Annotated in this window: 15 protein-coding genes, 3 tRNA genes and 1 pseudogene; 8 read left to right on the forward strand and 11 right to left on the reverse strand. The window is 61.1% G+C overall.

The genetic code is table 11. The annotated features are described in order from the left end of the window. The first annotated feature begins 102 nt into the window (after positions 1–102). From AACR93_RS05785 to lpxH, 3 genes and pseudogenes are all read left to right on the forward strand, one after another. The gene (locus AACR93_RS05785; RefSeq protein ID WP_043849558.1) at positions 103–600 is read left to right on the forward strand and encodes a peptidylprolyl isomerase; all 498 of its coding nucleotides are present in this window, start codon (positions 103–105) and stop codon (positions 598–600) included. Beyond that, positions 590–1,309, forward strand: a pseudogene (locus AACR93_RS05790) (DUF4269 domain-containing protein); the annotation flags it as partial. The gene AACR93_RS05785 and the pseudogene AACR93_RS05790, both read left to right, overlap by 11 nt. Next, positions 1,301–2,035, forward strand: coding sequence for a UDP-2,3-diacylglucosamine diphosphatase (lpxH, locus tag AACR93_RS05795; protein ID WP_043849559.1), 735 nt, complete (start codon positions 1,301–1,303; stop codon positions 2,033–2,035). The pseudogene AACR93_RS05790 and the gene lpxH, both read left to right, overlap by 9 nt. A 117-nt stretch (positions 2,036–2,152) precedes the next feature. Here lpxH and AACR93_RS05800 read toward each other — a convergent pair whose 3' ends face one another. Next, on the reverse strand, positions 2,153–4,231 hold the full coding sequence (locus tag AACR93_RS05800) for a methyl-accepting chemotaxis protein (RefSeq protein ID WP_156152842.1): 2,079 nt from the start codon (positions 4,229–4,231) through the stop codon (positions 2,153–2,155). 360 nt (positions 4,232–4,591) lie between these two features. On the opposite strand from AACR93_RS05800, the gene AACR93_RS05805 reads away from it, so the two are divergent. Continuing rightward, positions 4,592–4,840 carry a GlsB/YeaQ/YmgE family stress response membrane protein gene (locus tag AACR93_RS05805; protein ID WP_042031142.1) on the forward strand — a complete coding sequence of 83 codons (249 nt, stop codon included), beginning with the start codon at positions 4,592–4,594 and terminating at the stop codon, positions 4,838–4,840. Between the two features lie 67 nt (positions 4,841–4,907). Here the strand turns inward: AACR93_RS05805 and AACR93_RS05810 are convergent, their stop codons facing one another. Both AACR93_RS05810 and tctD read right to left on the reverse strand, forming a co-directional pair. Continuing rightward, complete coding sequence (locus AACR93_RS05810) at positions 4,908–6,263, reverse strand: sensor histidine kinase (RefSeq protein ID WP_082044029.1); 1,356 nt, start codon at positions 6,261–6,263, stop codon at positions 4,908–4,910. 43 nt (positions 6,264–6,306) lie between these two features. After that, positions 6,307–7,038: a transcriptional regulator TctD gene (gene tctD, locus AACR93_RS05815; RefSeq protein ID WP_225628375.1), complete on the reverse strand. Its 732-nt coding sequence runs from the start codon at positions 7,036–7,038 to the stop codon at positions 6,307–6,309. Between the two features lie 165 nt (positions 7,039–7,203). On the opposite strand from tctD, the gene AACR93_RS05820 reads away from it, so the two are divergent. The 4 genes from AACR93_RS05820 (at position 7,204) to AACR93_RS05835 (ending at position 10,442) form a co-directional block, all read left to right on the forward strand. Beyond that, the gene (locus AACR93_RS05820) at positions 7,204–8,190 is read left to right on the forward strand and encodes a Bug family tripartite tricarboxylate transporter substrate binding protein (protein ID WP_043849441.1); all 987 of its coding nucleotides are present in this window, start codon (positions 7,204–7,206) and stop codon (positions 8,188–8,190) included. An 11-nt stretch (positions 8,191–8,201) separates the two neighbouring features. Next, positions 8,202–8,633, forward strand: a complete 432-nt coding sequence (locus AACR93_RS05825) for a tripartite tricarboxylate transporter TctB family protein (RefSeq protein WP_043849442.1) — start codon at positions 8,202–8,204, stop codon at positions 8,631–8,633. A gap of 9 nt (positions 8,634–8,642) precedes the next feature. Continuing rightward, positions 8,643–10,175, forward strand: coding sequence for a tripartite tricarboxylate transporter permease (locus AACR93_RS05830; protein ID WP_043849443.1), 1,533 nt, complete (start codon positions 8,643–8,645; stop codon positions 10,173–10,175). A gap of 93 nt (positions 10,176–10,268) precedes the next feature. After that, the gene (locus AACR93_RS05835; protein WP_156152843.1) at positions 10,269–10,442 is read left to right on the forward strand and encodes a hypothetical protein; all 174 of its coding nucleotides are present in this window, start codon (positions 10,269–10,271) and stop codon (positions 10,440–10,442) included. A gap of 14 nt (positions 10,443–10,456) precedes the next feature. Here AACR93_RS05835 and AACR93_RS05840 read toward each other — a convergent pair. The 8 genes from AACR93_RS05840 to AACR93_RS05875 all read right to left on the reverse strand — a co-directional run bounded on the left by AACR93_RS05840 (position 10,457) and on the right by AACR93_RS05875 (position 15,501). Further along, a tRNA-Leu gene (locus tag AACR93_RS05840) sits at positions 10,457–10,543 on the reverse strand. 41 nt (positions 10,544–10,584) lie between these two features. After that, positions 10,585–10,658: transfer RNA gene (locus AACR93_RS05845), tRNA-Cys, on the reverse strand. Positions 10,659–10,693: 35 nt separating this feature from the next. Then, a tRNA-Gly gene (locus tag AACR93_RS05850) sits at positions 10,694–10,769 on the reverse strand. Positions 10,770–10,949: 180 nt separating this feature from the next. Then, complete coding sequence (gene pgsA / locus AACR93_RS05855) at positions 10,950–11,504, reverse strand: CDP-diacylglycerol--glycerol-3-phosphate 3-phosphatidyltransferase (RefSeq protein WP_043849444.1); 555 nt, start codon at positions 11,502–11,504, stop codon at positions 10,950–10,952. A gap of 223 nt (positions 11,505–11,727) precedes the next feature. Next, positions 11,728–13,581 (reverse strand): excinuclease ABC subunit UvrC, encoded by a 1,854-nt coding sequence (uvrC, locus tag AACR93_RS05860; RefSeq protein ID WP_043849445.1) that lies wholly within the window; start codon positions 13,579–13,581, stop codon positions 11,728–11,730. A gap of 128 nt (positions 13,582–13,709) precedes the next feature. Beyond that, entirely contained in the window at positions 13,710–14,354 is a 645-nt protein-coding gene (gene uvrY / locus AACR93_RS05865; RefSeq protein WP_033112896.1) for a UvrY/SirA/GacA family response regulator transcription factor, read from the reverse strand. A gap of 212 nt (positions 14,355–14,566) precedes the next feature. After that, on the reverse strand, positions 14,567–15,316 hold the full coding sequence (gene kdsB / locus AACR93_RS05870; protein ID WP_043849446.1) for a 3-deoxy-manno-octulosonate cytidylyltransferase: 750 nt from the start codon (positions 15,314–15,316) through the stop codon (positions 14,567–14,569). Beyond that, positions 15,313–15,501: a Trm112 family protein gene (locus AACR93_RS05875; protein ID WP_005347033.1), complete on the reverse strand. Its 189-nt coding sequence runs from the start codon at positions 15,499–15,501 to the stop codon at positions 15,313–15,315. Before AACR93_RS05875 ends, kdsB begins: the two co-directional genes overlap by 4 nt. Between the last annotated feature and the right edge of the window lie 38 nt (positions 15,502–15,539).

Below are 15,539 nucleotides of genomic sequence, written 5' to 3' on the forward strand. Positions count from 1 at the left end.
AGAGAGACTATGCCGCCAGCCCCTGATGGGCTAGAATTGCCACCACTTTATGCCATACACCTGCGGGCACTTCGTCGTCCGCATCAAATGAAAGGACATATCATGGTCACTCTGCACACCAATCACGGCGACATCACCCTCACCCTGAATGCTGAAAAAGCCCCGGAAACCGTGGCCAACTTCCTGCAATACTGCCGTGACGGTCACTACGACAACACCATTTTCCACCGCGTTATCGACGGCTTCATGATCCAGGGCGGCGGCTATGCCCCGGGCTTTGAAGAGAAAGACACCCGCGCCCCCATCAAGAACGAAGCGGCCAACGGCCTCTCCAACAAGATCGGCACCATCGCCATGGCTCGCACCATGGAGCCGCACTCTGCCAGCGCCCAGTTCTTCATCAACGTGAACAACAACGACTTCCTCGACTTCAAATCCGCTACCACCCAGGGCTTCGGCTACTGCGTATTCGGTGAAGTGACCACCGGCATGGACGTGGTCAACAAGATCAAGGGCGTCAAGACCGGCAACTACGGCCGTATCCATCAGGACGTTCCGACCGAAGACGTGGTGATCACCAAGGTGACCCTTGCTGACTGATCTCTGCCGACTCGGCACTGACAAAACTGCGGCCCCGGCCGCAGTTTTTCCATCTGCCTCCCCCACTGCCAGTCCAAACTGGCGCCGCCTCGACTATCTGGCCCACGGCAACCCGCGCCAGCGCTCGGCCCATGCCCTGCTCACCGCCGGTGTGTGGGATGAGCTGGCAGCGCAGTGCACCGATCTGGCGCTGGTGAGCACGCTGGCCATCGGCCTCGATCGGCCGGGCAGCGATCTCGATATCCTCTGCCAGCATCCAGATCCCGCGGCGTTTGCCGCGACGCTCGAAGCTCAAGGTTGGCAGGCGAGCGCCAAAGACGACAATGTCTGGCTGCTGGAGCGCACCTTTCCCCGCCTCGAGCAGCACATTGCCGATAGCGATAGCGACAAGAGCGAGGCCAACTGGCCGCTGGAGCTGTATGTCACCACCGCCCCCATCGAGACGCTTAATGGCTGGCGCCACCTCACCCTGATGGCAGCCCTGCTCGAGCGCTTTGGCGATGACTTCTACCGCGAAGTGCTGCGCCTGCGCCTTGAAGAGGGACTGAAAGGGGAAGCGGCGATGTGCCGGTTGCTGGGGCTGGCGGGCGATCCTTATGAAGCGCTGCTGACGCTGGAGGGGCAGGATTTGGCCCATCTGGTGTGGCCCGCCGCTATCGCGGCTCCCGAATCGGATGCGACCAGCAGCAACGGCTCAGCCATGCGCACCCTCTTTATCAGCGACATTCACCTGTGCAGCGATCGGCCCGATATGACCGCCGCGCTGGTGCACTTTCTGGCCAAGGAGGCGGTGGGCGCCGATGCCCTCTATGTGCTTGGCGATCTCTTCGAGTTCTGGATTGGCGATGATGATCCCAACCCGCTCCATCAGGAGATGGCTGACGCTTTTCTGGCCCTGAGCCAGCAGAATGTGCCCATCTACTTTATCCACGGCAACCGCGACTTTCTGCTGGGCCAAGAGTTTGCCAAACGCGCCGGCATTACCCTGCTGGGAGATCCGTGCGTGATCGAACTCTACGGCGAGCGGGTAGTGCTGAGCCACGGCGATCTGCTCTGCACCCTGGATGAGGGGTATCAGAAGTTTCGTCGCATCACCCAGCTCAAGTGGCTGCGCTGGCTGTTCCTGCGCCTGCCGCTCGCCCGCCGGCAGGCCATCGCCCGCAAGATGCGCGGCCAAAGCCAGATGGAGAACGCCCACAAGAGCCAGCGCATCATGGATGTGACGCCAGCCGCCGTTGACGAGATGCTGCGCCAGCACGGCTGCAAGGTGATGATCCACGGCCACACCCACAGACCCGCCATCCACCACTTCCAGCTCGATGGCGCGCCTGCCCGGCGCATCGTGCTGGGTGACTGGTTCGAGCAGGGCTCGGTGCTGGTCTGCCGCCCCTGCGAGCAACAGCTGGAGACAAGGCCGCTGGCAGCCGCACGCTGACAACAGGTTCACAAGGCATCCGTAAAGAGAGGGGCGCGTCAGCAGTGACGCGCCCCTTGTTGTTTTGTTGCGGCAGCTCTACCGGTGCCCCCCGAAGCGCTGCACGCCGAGGCGGTGTTAGCGGCTGAAGTTGGGCTCCAGCGCATAGTGCTTGAAGCAGGCTTCCAGATTGCTGCGAATGGCAGGTGTCACGTTGATGAACTCCAGCCCGTAGACCTCGCCCTCCGCCTCCTGTTTCGACCACATCACTCTGGCGGTCACAGCCAGCGGTGTCTGGTTGCGATAGAGGTCGATGGAGGGTTTGGGGGTGTAGATCTTGAGCTCGACTTGCGCCTTTTTGGGCAATTCGAGGGACTGTACTGTACGCAGGCGCAGACCGGTCACGCTGAAGTCCTCGGTGATCGATTCATGGAAACTGCCAGCGGCCTCGACCTTCACCATCATGTGCTGATACATACGGGGGGCGCCGCGCAGCTCGTGTTCGGCGCGATCGACGCTGCTGGCCGCCTCGAAGCGGAACTGCTCCATGATATCGCGCAGCTGGCTCGACTCTTCATACAGGGTGCGGCTGATGATCCCGGTGGTCTGCACCTTCTCGGTATTCTCGGAGAGGGCGTGCAGCAGATCGTGCAGATGGGTATTGAGAGAGGCGAGCTTGTGCATCTGCTCGTCACTGGTGGTGCGGATCTGGTCGGCGGCCCCGACGCTGCGCTCAATCTCGCCCATCAAGCCATTGATGGACTGGCTCGCCTCGTGGGCCTTGTCCATGGTGAGGTGGGTGCGGGCAATCACGCTCTTCACCGTGGTTTCGTTCTCGCCGATAAGCTGGCTCAGGGTGGTGACAATTCCGTTGATCTCTTTGGTCGCCTGTCCGGCATGGTTGGCCAGCTTGCGCACCTCGTCAGCCACCACGGCAAAACCGCGACCATGTTCACCGGCACGGGCCGCTTCGATGGCGGCGTTGAGGGCCAGCAGGTTGGTCTGCTCGGTGATGGCAGTGATGGACTGGGTGATCACCTGGATCTTCTGGCTTGCCTCGCTCAGCTGGCGAGTCTTCTGCTCGGCCTGCTGCGCTTCGGTCACGGCGCGGCGCATCTCCTCGATGTTCTCGCTCATCACCCGGGTGCTGTTGTTGGCACTCTGGTAGGCCAGTTCGGCCTGCTGCCCGACCTGAGCGGCCAGACCCGATACCGCCTCGGCCGCGCAGGAGAGATCGTTGCTGGCACGGCTCACCTCACCGGAGTGGTGCTGCTCGGTCTGGGCCGCATCCGTGATGGTTCTGGAGATATCGGAGATCTGATAAGAGGATTGGGCCAGCTGGCGGGTGCGCAGGTCAATCTGGCGCATATGACCGCTAAGCTGCTCGGCCATCATGCGCATGGTGCCCAGCACGCTGTTGCCACCAAAGCGGGTCTCGATCCTGACGGTCAGGTTGCCGGCTGCGATCTCGGCAGCGACCCGGGCGGCATAGTCCGGCTCGCCCCCCAGAGTGCGCATCAGATGGCGGTACTGGATCAGATAGGCCATTGCCACAAAGAGCAGGGAGACCAGCCCGGCCCCGAGGCTTATCCAGAGTGACAGGGCCTTGGCCTCGTCCCGACTGGCGATGGCGCTGGCTATACGACCGTCAAGCTCGTGGGAGATGCGATCGAGCTTCCCGGCGCCATTCTCGACCATGGCATCAAACCCGTCCGGACTGGTCATGATGGCGTTGCCTGCCTCCCGCCCCTTCTGGACATAGGCGTTGACCATGACGATCCCTCTCTCCTGCAGCTGCCTGACCACGTCCTGCATTGGCAGGATCTCGTCGGTGAGATCCGGCAAGGTACGAGCCAGTGTATCGAGATTTTTCAACGCATCATCACGATAGGTAGCTGCCTCGGCGATCCCCTCTTCGGTATCGCCAGTCACCGAGGCATCGGTCAGAAACTGCTGGATCTGCACCAGATCAAATCGGGTTGCCTGGAAAGTCGATTGAGCACGCTCCAGGAGGTCAACCTTCTCCTGTGCTCGCAGCTGGGTTTGACTACTCCAGATGGAGACCACAGAGGCCACCAGCAGCGGCACCGCCACCAGTATGCCGCCCTTGATCATCATCCACTTGACGGAGCTCCTTCTCACCGGTTTTTGCGAGGCGATAGCAGCCTCTTTCAGCTCGAAGGTGTTGTTGTGCAAGAGTCCTTGTGCGATAGCCATGGCGTCACCTCATGTGGTGGCAAATGGAAGAAGTCCTGTCAGCATGACACCCGTAGCAGAGTGCCAAGCTCCTGTTTTCCAAGGAGCAAACATCATGCCAGCCATTTTTCGGGCTTGTTTCGGTTATTTATTGTCAAAACGCTAAATAAGCCCCGACGGTCACTCCCGGGTTCACCATAATGCAATGCAATTTGCAAAAGCGGCGTCAGTGCTTTGCCAACTGAGGGCAAGCTCAGTGACATACCTCCTCTGCGTCATAACAAGTCCGACAGCTTGTGACCAGCCAAGGGGTTGGAGCCCTTCGCATCGCCGGCCGCATCCCTATAATGTGCCCCTTACATAAACAGAGAGGAGTGACACATGGGTTTCATCACCTGGATTATTTTGGGATTGCTGGTTGGCATGCTGGCCAAGTGGATCATGCCGGGCCGTGATGGTGGTGGCTTCTTCATGACCGCCCTGCTGGGGATTGTCGGCGCCATGGTCGGCGGCTATGTGGGCACCTTGCTGGGTCTGGGCTCGGTGACCGGCTTCAATATTTCGAGCATCGCCATCGCCACCGTGGGTGCCCTTATCGTCCTGTTTGTCTTCAACAAGATCCGCAGCTGACAACCCAACGCCATCTTATGTGTAGATAAACAGGGCACCGCGAGGTGCCCTCTCTTTTTTATCCTCCTCACGATTTTGCCAACGGCAAGATCAGCCTCACCAGCAAGCCCCCCAGCTGAGTGGCAGGCAGCAGTACCACCTCGCCGTGATGGTAGTGGGCGATGTCGCGCACCAGCGCCAGACCAAGCCCTGCCCCCGGCAGCTCGCTGCCCTGCTCGAGGCGCTGAAACGGCTGCCAGACCCGCTCTGCCTGCTCGGGGGCAATGCCGGGGCCGTTATCCTCTACCTCCAGCCAGATCTGCCCGTTGCTTCGCACCACCCGCGCCGTCACGGTGCCGTGGGGCGGGGTGTATTTGATGGCATTGTCGAGCAGGTTGGCGCACAGCTCCCCGAGCAGCAGCGGCTCCCCCGCTACCATGATGGCAGACTCCTCCCCTTCGTAACCGAGATCGATCCCCTTGCTGCGCGCCTGCGCCAGCCGTGACAGACAGGCCTGCTGCACCAGCGCCGTCAACTCCATGGGCTCACGCTGGCGCAGCCCGGAGCACTCGTCCGATTTGAGCCGGGCCAGCAGCAGGAGCCGCTCGGTCAGGGCGATAGTGTGATCGAGCCGCCCTGCCATGGCATCGAGGCTTTCGCTCATCAGGGCCGGATCGCCGCTGCCGCGCGCCACCTCAACCTGGGTTTTCAGGATGGTGAGCGGCGTGCGCAGCTGGTGGGCGGCATCGGCACTGAAGCGCTCCTGCCGGGCCACCAGCTGACGCAATCGGGCCAGCTGGCGGTTGAACGCCTGCACCAGCGGCCGGGTCTCCTGCCAGGGAAGCAGATCCGGCAAGGGGGCAAGCGTGGCGGCATCGCGGCGCAGGATCTCCCGTGACAGGCGGCGCATCGGGGTGAGCAGCCGCTTGAGCAACAGATAAGCGAGCAGCAGGGTGAGCACCACCAGCGCCCCCTGGGTCAGCACGGCCGACCAGAGCAGCTGCTGTGCCAGTTGCTGGCGGCCGAGCAGGGTTTCCGCCACCGTGATGCGGGCCATACCGGTGACGCCCCCCTCGCCTACCGGTTGCAGCAACATCACGGCGCGGATTGGCGCCTCCTGATAGAGGCCGTCGTAGAAGTAAGCGAGCGCCGGATAGCGGTCGGTCAGGGGCGTGCCAACCGGCATGGGGGGCAGGTCATCAAAGCCGGAGATGACCCCATCGTCGATGCCGCGCACCTGATAGAAGAGGCGATCGCGCATGTTGCGCTCGAAGCTGTCGAGCACCACGTAGGGCACATCCACCTTGAGGATGCCATCGCTTGCCGTCAGCCGCTCGGCGACGGTACGGGCCGAAGCGAGCAGGGTGCGATCATAGGCCGAGGTGGCCGCCGCCAGCGCGCCGTAGTAGCTGTACCAGGCCGAGGCGGTCCAGAGGATCAGCAAGGGGCCGCCCAGAAACAGCAGCAGTTGATGGAGCAGGGAGCGACTAATGGGAGGCCTCCGGCGCCGCTTCCAGCAGATAGCCCAGCCCGCGCAGAGTGGTGATCACCACCCCGCTGCCCACCAGCTTTTTGCGCAGCCGGTGGATATAGAGATCGATGCTGTCGAGCCCCGCCTCGTCATCGAGGTTGAACACCTGCTCGAACAGCTGTCCCTTGGCAACGGGGCGCCCGTGGCGGTACATCAGCGCCGTCAGCAGCGCCTGTTCGCGGGGAGTCAGGGCCAGCCGGGCATCGGCCAGCAGAAAATAGCCGTCGGGATGCAGGGTCAGGCGCCCCAGCCGCAGCTCGGCACCACCGCTTTCGCTGCGCCGCAGCAGGGCCCGCAGCCGGGCATCCAGCTCCCCCAGATCGAATGGCTTGGCCAGATAGTCATCGGCACCGGCATTGAGGCCGCAGATCCGCTCCTCCACGGCGCCACGGGCGGTGAGCAGCAGCACCGGCAACCCCTGCCCCCGGCTGCGCAACCGGCCGAGAACCGCCAGCCCGTCGAGCTTGGGCATCTCGATATCGAGCACCGCCAGCGCGTATTTTTCGTGGCGCAGCAGGTGATCGGCCCGGGCGCCATCAGCCACCCAATCCACCGCGAAACCGGCGCTGGTGAGCGCCCGCGACAACCAGTGGGCCAGTTCGTGATTGTCTTCTGCCAACAGCAAGCGCATCCCTATCCCCTTGTTCTTAACGACGGCGTGCAACCACAGTGCTGCAACTGCATCCATTCACCATTGCCTGAGCAGAACAAGGTGCGATCATGGTCACACTCCCGCCAATTGGTCAGTGATTGAAAGGTGAATGAAAGGTTGTTGTTTTAACAATTTCGCATCACTTCGTCCATCGACGGAGTCACACCGAGAAAAAACAACGACAAGATGGAGCACACAACCATGAAGCAACGCACACGTCATGCCCTCGCCTTACTGACCCTGCTCGGCGCCCTGCCGCTGCAGGCGGCCGAGAGTGCCACCGCCCCGAGCCGTACCGAATGCATCGCACCGGCCAAACCGGGCGGTGGTTTCGACCTTACCTGCAAGCTGCTGCAGGTGAGCCTGCAGGAGACCGGCACCATCGACAAACCGATGCGGGTCACCTATATGCCGGGCGGGGTCGGTGCCGTGGCCTACAACGCCATCGTGGCGCAGCGCCCTGCCGAGGCGGGGACTGTGGTCGCCTTCTCCGGCGGCTCCCTGCTCAACCTCTCCCAGGGGAAATTTGGCCGTTACGGGGTGGATGATGTGCGCTGGCTGGCGGCGGTGGGGACCGATTACGGCATGATCGCGGTGCGCCACGATGCCCCCTATCAGAGCCTCAAGGATCTGGTGAATGCCATGGCAAACGACCCCAACAGCGTGGTCATCGGGGCGGGAGCCTCCATCGGCAGTCAGGACTGGATGAAGACGGCGCTGCTGGCCAAACAGGCCGGGGTTGATCCGCACAAGATGCGCTACGTTGCCTTTGAAGGGGGCGGCGAGCCGGTCACCGCGCTGCTGGGCAACCATGTGCAGGCAGTCTCCGGCGATCTGAGCGAGATGGTGCCCTATATCGGTGGCGACAAGCTGCGGGTGCTGGCGGTGTTCGCCAAAGAGCGGCTGCCCGGCAAGCTGGCCACCATTCCTACCGCCAAAGAGCAGGGTTATGACCTGGAGTGGCCGGTGATCCGCGGCTTCTATGTCGGCCCCAAGGTGAGCGACAGCGAATACCAGTGGTGGAAGCAGACTTTCGATCAGCTGGTGAAAACCGACACCTTCAAGGCGCAGCGAGATCTGCGCGGCCTGTTCGAGTTTGACCTGACCGGAGATGCGCTCGACAGCTACGTCAAGACCCAGGTGGCGCAATATCGCGAGCAGGCCAAGGCCTTCGGTCTGGCCAAATAGGAGTCGCAGCCATGAGCGATCGCATCTTCGCCGCCATCTGGCTGCTGCTCTGTCTGGCGGGGGCCTCCCTCGCCTGGCAGTACCAGAGCGAATACAGCTATGAGCCGCTGGGACCACGCCCCTTTCCGCTCGGGATCCTCGGCCTGATGGCTCTCTGTGCCCTGCTCCTGCTGCGCCGCCAGCCGGACACCGTCAGCTGGCCGCCGCTGCGTACCCTGCGCCACCTCGCCATCATGGTGGCAGCGCTGGCCGGTTACGGCGCCAGCTTCGAGTGGCTGGGCTTTCCGCTGGCTACCGCCCTGCTCACCTTTGTGCTGGGGCGCCTGTTTGGCGCCTCGGCCAAGGCAGCCCTGCTCTCCGGCGGCGTCGGCGGGCTGGTGCTCTATTTCGCCTTTGACAGGCTGCTGGATGTCACCCTGCCCCTCGGCGTCTGGTTCTCTTAAGGAGTCAATATGGATACCTGGATGTACCTATCCCAGGGCTTTGCGGTGGCACTCACCCCGGAGAATCTGGTGATTGCCCTCATCGGCTGCTTTGTCGGCACCGTGGTCGGTCTGCTGCCGGGCCTTGGCCCCATCAACGGCGTCGCCATCCTGTTGCCGCTGGCCTTTGCCCTCAAGCTCCCCCCCGAATCGGCGCTCATTCTGCTCGCCACCGTCTATATCGGTTGCGAATATGGCGGGCGGATCTCCTCGATCCTGCTCAACGTACCGGGAGATGCCGCCGCCATCATGACCGCGCTGGATGGCTACCCCATGGCCCAGCAGGGCAAGGCGGGAGTTGCCCTCTCCATCTCGGCGGTCAGCTCCTTTGTCGGCTCCATGCTCGCCATCGGGGGGATCATTCTGTTCGCCCCGGCACTGGCACGCTGGTCGCTCGCCTTTGGGCCGGCGGAGTATTTCGCCCTGATGGTGTTCGCCATCGCCTGCCTTGGCAGCATGATGAGCCAGAACCCGCTCAAGTCCTTTATGGCGGCGCTGATCGGGCTGGGGCTCGCCACCGTCGGGGTGGATGCCAATACCGGCATCTATCGCTTCACCTTCGACAGCGTGCACCTCTCGGACGGGGTGCAGTTTATCGTGGTGGTGATCGGCCTCTTCTCGGTGAGCGAGATCCTGCTGATGCTGGAGCACACCAGCGGCGGCGGCAAGCTGGTGCGCACCACCGGGCGGATGCTGTTCAACTTCAAGGAGCTGGTCTATTGCACCGGCACCATGCTGCGCTCCTCCACCATCGGCTTTTTCGTCGGCATTCTGCCGGGCGCCGGCGCCACCATCGCCAGCGCCATCACCTACATGAGCGAGAAGCGGCTGGCGGGGCCCAATGCCAAATTCGGCGAAGGGGATATTCGCGGCGTGGCAGCGCCAGAGGCGGCCAACAACGCGTCAGCCTGCGGCTCCTTTATCCCCATGCTCACCCTGGGGGTGCCGGGGTCGGGCACCACGGCGGTGATGATGGGGGCGCTGACCCTCTACAACATCACCCCGGGCCCCACCATGTTCACCGAACAGCCCGATGTGGTGTGGGGATTGATCGCCGCCCTCTTGCTGGCCAACGTCATGCTGCTGGTGATGAACATCCCCATGGTGGGTATTTTCACCCGCATGCTCTCCATCCCGCTCTGGTTTCTGGTGCCCGCCATCGCCAGCGTCTCGGCGGTGGGGGTCTATGCGGTGCACAGCACCACCTTTGACCTGCTGCTGATGGTGGGCCTCGGGGTCTTTGGCTACCTGCTGCGCAAAATGCACTTCCCCATGTCACCGCTCATTCTGGGCTTCGTGCTGGGTGAAATGCTGGAGCAGAACCTGCGCCGCGCCCTCTCCATCAGCAATGGCGACACCGCCATCCTCTGGAGCAGCAGCATCAGCCAGACTCTGTTGGTGCTAGCTATCGTGGTGATCGCCCTACCCCCGCTGGTTCGCCTGCTGCGCCGCCGCAACCCAGTCGTGGCCGCCACAGATACCAGCGCAGAGCAAAGCTCCTGACAACCGGGATGTTCTGCACACACAAGCAAGAAGGGCCCCACCATGTGGGGCCCTTCTCATTTCATCTAACAGCACAAAGTTGTGCCAGAGGTCATGACCAAAGAAAGCTACCAGATAAAGCCCGTCAACAGGCTGGACGATGTCACGCAAAAGGATGCACAGATTGCTGTTGGCAAAAATAGAGCAGCCGAACCGAAAAGCGCAGTGGACACATTGGCGACATTCGGACAAAACAAAAAGGCCGCTATTGCTAGCGGCCTTTCGTAACTCTTTGATTTTAATGGTGCCCGAGGCCGGAATCGAACCGGCACGACGCGAACGTCGAGGGATTTTAAATCCCTTGTGTCTACCGATTTCACCACTCGGGCACCGTAATCGGTATCAAGCTCGCGCCGCGGGCTTGTCAATATGGAGGCACGTTCCGGAGTCGAACCGGACTAAACGGATTTGCAATCCGCTGCATAACCGCTTTGCTAACGCGCCATGCAAAAGAGAGTTGGCTCTCTATTGTCTGAATTTGGAGCGGGAAACGAGACTCGAACTCGCGACCCCGACCTTGGCAAGGTCGTGCTCTACCAACTGAGCTATTCCCGCATTGATCTGGCTGACTGCCTGACTACGAGGACGCATTCTAGCGATGTTCCCCGCCCAGTCAACCAGAAATATTTAATTAACTGATCGTTCGGGCGTTTTTTGCCCTTTTTGCACACTTTTAGCGCCTTTTGCCGTTTCTTGTCTGAAATTGCGAGAAACGGCCTGTTACTGCCTGATAACTCAGAAGCTGGAGTGATGGGTCAGATCGCTCCAGGCCGCCTTCATGTAATGGAACATGGACCAGAAGGTGAGCACGGTAGCGACATAGAGCAGCACGTAGGCCAGCCACACCATCCAGACGTTGTATTGCCAGATAAGACCGGTCAGCGACACCATCTGGATCATGGTCTTCCACTTGCCAATCCAGCTCACGGCCACCGAGGAGCGCTTGCCGAGCTCAGCCATCCACTCGCGCAGGGCGGAGATGATGATCTCGCGACCAATCATGGTCATGGCGGGAATGGTGACCCAGATGGTGTTGTAGTGTTCGACGATGATGACCAGTGCAGTGGCTACCATGATCTTGTCGGCGACCGGGTCGAGGAAGGCACCAAAGGCGGTGGATTGATTGAGCTTGCGGGCAAGGTAGCCATCAAACCAGTCGGTGGCAGCGGCCAGAATAAAGACGATGGCAGCGGCCAGATAGGACCACTGGTAAGGCAGATAGAACAGGATGACGAAGACGGGAATGAGCAAAATCCGGAAAAACGTCAGCATGTTAGGTATGTTTGTCATTATTTTCAGCCACTTCTTGTACGTCGCTACATAGTGCGCCAAAGCCGATTTGCGATGCAACCGCACTGACGCCCGTCTTGGTCTTTTTTAATCCATCAACCCTTTCGCAATACCGCGCCATTATGGCATTTACGGCCCCCCTGCGTCACGGCTCTTGTGCATCAAGGAGTTAGCGAATGTTCCCGGTTAATCATCACATGAAAAAAACAGTGTCATTCAACACTCAGGCTGAATGCAGACCATCGTGGATGGCTTGGGCCAGCTCCTGACTGATGCCGGGCACCTTGGCCAGTTCATCCACACTCGCCTTTTTCACCTCCTGCAAACCGCCCAGATATTTGAGCAGTGCCTGACGCCGCTTCGGCCCCACTCCCGGAATATCCTCCAGCGTGCTGCTGGTGCGGGCTTTGGCTCGCCGTGCCCGGTGGCCGGTAATGGCAAAACGGTGGGATTCATCGCGAATATGTTGAATAAGGTGCAAAGCGGGCATATCTGCCGGCAAATGCAACTCTTCGTGGCTCTCCCCCATGATGAGCGTTTCCAACCCCGCCTTGCGGGTGACTCCCTTGGCAATGCCCACCAGCAGCGGGTATTTGCCACCGAGAAACTCCAGCTGGCGCGCCAGGATCTCCTCGGCGCGGCGCAGCTGGCCGAGGCCGCCGTCGATAAAGAGCACGTCCGGCACCTTGTCCGGCTCCTGCTGTTTGCCAAAACGGCGCTCCAGCGCCTGCTCCATCGCCGCGTAGTCATCGCCGCCGGTGATGCCGTCGATATTGAAGCGGCGATATTCGGAGCTAAGCGGCCCCTCCCGGTTGAACACCACGCAGGAGGCCACCGTGCGCTCCCCCATGGTATGGGAGATATCGAAACACTCCATGCGGGCGATAGGGCGCTCCAGCTCGAGCAGCTCTTCCAGCTGGTCATAGCGGGCGGTGATGGTGCTCTTGTGGGCAAGCCGCGAACGTAGCGCCGTCTCGGCATTGATGGAGGCGAGCTTGATGAAGCGGGCCCGCTCGGCACGGGTACGACTCACCACCCGCACCTTGTAACCGGCGGTCTGACTCAGGGTCTCGGCGATGACGTTCTCGTCCTCCAGCGCCACATCGAGCAGCACCTCGCTCGGGATCTGCCGTCCCCCCTGCCCCGACAGATAGAACTGCAGCAGGAAGGATTGCACCACCTCGTCGAGCTGGGTATCGGCCGGCACTTTCGGGAAGTAGCTGCGCGAACCGAGCACCTTGCCCTGACGGATAAAGAGCACGTGGATACAGGCCGACCCCTGTTCGAAGGCGACCCCCACCACGTCAAGCTCGTCCAGTACGTTACCGCTCACCGACTGCTGCTCGGTGACCCGGCGCAGCGCCAGGATCTGATCCCGGTAGCGGGCCGCCTCTTCAAAGCGCAGATCACCGCTGGCGGACTCCATCTTGCCCACCAGCTCACCAATCACCTGCTGGTTCTTGCCCGCCAGAAACAGCTTGGCCAGCTCCACCTGCTGGGCATATTCGGCCTCGCTCACCAGTCCGGGCACGCAAGGACCGGCGCAGCGCTTGAGCTGATAGAGCAGGCAGGGACGGGTGCGGTTGGCGTAGACCGCATCTTCGCACTGGCGCACCGGAAAGATCTTCTGCATCAGGTGCAGACTCTCGCGCACGGCACCACCGGAAGGATACGGGCCGAAGTACTCCCCCTTGATCTTGCGAGCACCGCGATGCACGCCGATGCGCGGATGCTGGTGCGCGGTAATGATGATCCAAGGGTAGGATTTGTCGTCCCGCAGCAGCACGTTGTAGCGGGGCTGGTACTGCTTGATCAGGTTGTGCTCGAGGATCAGCGCCTCGGTCTCGGTGTGGGTGACAGTGACCTGGATATCGGCGATCTGGCGCACCAGAGTACGGGTCTTGATGCTGTCGACATTGGCCCGAAAGTAGGAGGCGAGCCGTTTTTTCAGATCCTTGGCCTTGCCCACGTAGATGACGGTGCCGCCGCTGTCATACATGCGGTAGACGCCGCTCTGGTGCGTTACGGCGGCGAGAAAGGCTTTGCTGTCAAAAAGGGGCTCGGGAGAGAGGGTCATCGGCAACTCGACTCAACGGATGAAGGCAAAAAGACGGGGAGAGCATACTGCGCCCACTCATGAAAATGCAAAAGGGGGCTAAAAAGCAAAAGGCGGCAAATGCCGCCTTGGTGACCACACAACCCTGGTTACAGGGTGTCGGCATCCAGCATGCCGTAGCGAATGGCCAGATGGGTCAGCTCCACATCACCGTTGATCCCCAGCTTGCTGAACAGGCGGTAACGGTAGCTGTTGACCGTTTTCGGGCTCAGGTTGAGCTGCTCGGAGATATCGGTCACCTTCTGCCCCTTGGTGATCATCATCATGATCTGCAGCTCGCGCTCGGAGAGGGACTTGAAGGGGTTCTCGTCCGCCGAGGCAAACTGGCTCAGGGCCATCTGCTGGGCAATCTCCGGGGAGATATAGCGTTGACCGGAGTGCACCAACCGGATCGCCTGAATCATCTCGTCCGGCCCGGCCCCCTTGGTCAGGTAACCAGCGGCGCCGGCCTGCATCACCTTGGTCGGGAAGGGATTTTCTGAGTGGATGGTCAGCACTATGATGCGCACATCAGGGCGGATCCGCAGAATTTTGCGGGTCGCTTCCAGACCACCAATACCCGGCATGTTCATGTCCATCAGGATCACGTCCGGATGGTGCTGACGACAGAAAGCAACTGCATTTTCGCCACTCTGTGCTTCGCCTACCACCTTGATCCCGCGAACATCTTCCAGAATGCGTCTTATCCCTGTACGCACCAGCTCATGGTCATCGACCAGGAATACATTTATCACCCAAACACCCCGTTTTTTATCTCGTTTTGGCCGCCCGGTTAGGGTTAACAGGGCGTCTTGCATCATAACCAAACTCGCCGCTTTGGCAAACCATGCACGCCAAAAGTTTGATAAAGCGCATTTATAGTGTTTGTAATCAGATAATTATCGAGATACTCAAAACAAAAAACGGCGTCTTGCGACACCGTTTTTCTTATCTTCAGCCTGCCGGATCAGCCCGCCAGGAAGGCTCGCACCTTCTCCAGATCGGCCTGGGTATCGACACCCACCGGTGGCGCTTCGAGCGCCTGCGCCACGTGGATCTTCTCCCCGTACCAGAGCACCCGCAGCTGCTCCAGCGCCTCGACCTGCTCCAGCACGCTCGGCGCCCAGTCAACATAACGCTGGATAAAGCCGGCACGATAGGCATAGATGCCGATATGGCGCTGATAGTGGTCGCCAATCTGCTCATGCCTGTTGGCAAAGCGATCTCGATCCCACGGGATGGTGGCGCGACTGAAGTAGAGGGCGTAGCCATCCTTATCAGTCACCACCTTGACCGCATTGGGATTGAACGCCTCTTCGGCATCCCTGATCGGCACCGACAGAGTCGCCATCGGCGCCGTGGCGGCGGCCAGATTGTCCGCCACCTGACGAATGATGGCAGGCGGAATGAGCGGCTCATCCCCCTGCACATTGACGATGATGGTATCGGCGGCAAAGCCGTAGTGACGGCACACCTCGGCCAGACGCTCGGTGCCGGACTGGTGATCCGGTGAGGTCATGCACACCTCGACGCCGGTGGTCAGCAGTGCCTGCTGTACCCGGGCATCGTCAGTGGCAACAATCACCCGATCGGCACCGGATTGCAGCGCTTTTTCCACCACGTGCTGCACCATGGGCTTGCCATGGATGTCAGCCAGCGGCTTGCCCGGCAGCCGGGTTGACGCATAGCGGGCCGGAATGACGACGACGAAACTCATGACGGCAGCTCGTCGCTATTGAGGGGACGGGCGCGGTTCTCCAGCAGCACCGGGATCCCCTCCTCCAGCGGATAGGCCAGCTTGTCAAAGCGGCAGACCAGCTCATGCACGGCCTTGTTGTAGTGCAGCTTACCCTTGCAGACCGGGCAGGCGATGATGTCGAGCAACTTGATGTCCAAAGCCAAAACGATACTCCTTCAACGATGTCGCGCTGGCGGCTTCA

Source organism: Aeromonas sp. L_1B5_3 (genome assembly GCF_963866575.1).
In the GTDB taxonomy this organism is placed as follows: Bacteria; Pseudomonadota; Gammaproteobacteria; order Enterobacterales; family Aeromonadaceae; genus Aeromonas; species Aeromonas jandaei.